Consider the following 510-nt stretch of genomic DNA (forward strand, 5'->3'; position numbering starts at 1 on the left):
TTGCATTGACAAGGTTTAGAATGTAATTTTCACCAAATTCTACACTTGGTCTATGAAAAAAGAAACTGAAATTAGACACGGCAGACATTGTGTTTTTAATATGCACGTTCATTTAGTCTTTGTAACAAAATACCGCCGTGATGTTTTTACGAAAGCGATTTTAGACGAACTCAAATTGATTTTTGAAAGTATCTGCAATGATTTTGAAGCGAAATTAGTCGAATTTGACGGCGAAGACGATCACGTTCATTTGCTGGTCGAATATCCGCCGAAAGTGGCAGTTTCTACTCTGGTGAACAGTTTAAAAGGCGTATCAAGCCGAATGATCAGGAAGAAAAATCACCCAAATATCCGCAAAAAACTTTGGGGTAATCAGCTTTGGTCGCCGTCTTATTTTGCAGGCAGTTGCGGTGGTGCACCGATTTCGATTATTCGCCAATACATTGAGCAACAACAAACAGCCGATTAGTTAGCTTTGAAACGACTACGCCGTTTGTGCCTTATGTCTCC

Annotated in this window: 1 protein-coding gene; it reads left to right on the forward strand. The window is 39.6% G+C overall.

The window, feature by feature from the left end:
- The first annotated feature begins 52 nt into the window (after positions 1 to 52).
- On the forward strand, positions 53 to 469 hold the full coding sequence (gene tnpA / locus A1D25_RS01505; protein WP_157393957.1) for an IS200/IS605 family transposase: 417 nt from the start codon (positions 53 to 55) through the stop codon (positions 467 to 469).
- The last annotated feature ends 41 nt before the right edge of the window (positions 470 to 510 follow it).

The sequence above is a fragment of the Ursidibacter arcticus genome (assembly GCF_009761375.1).
Lineage (GTDB): Bacteria > Pseudomonadota > Gammaproteobacteria > Enterobacterales > Pasteurellaceae > Ursidibacter > Ursidibacter arcticus.

Bases quoted from the DNA above. Each gene is read 5' to 3' on its own strand.
- tnpA (WP_157393957.1), top strand. From the start codon at position 53: ATGAAAAAAGAAACTGAAATTAGACACGGCAGACATTGTGTTTTTAAT.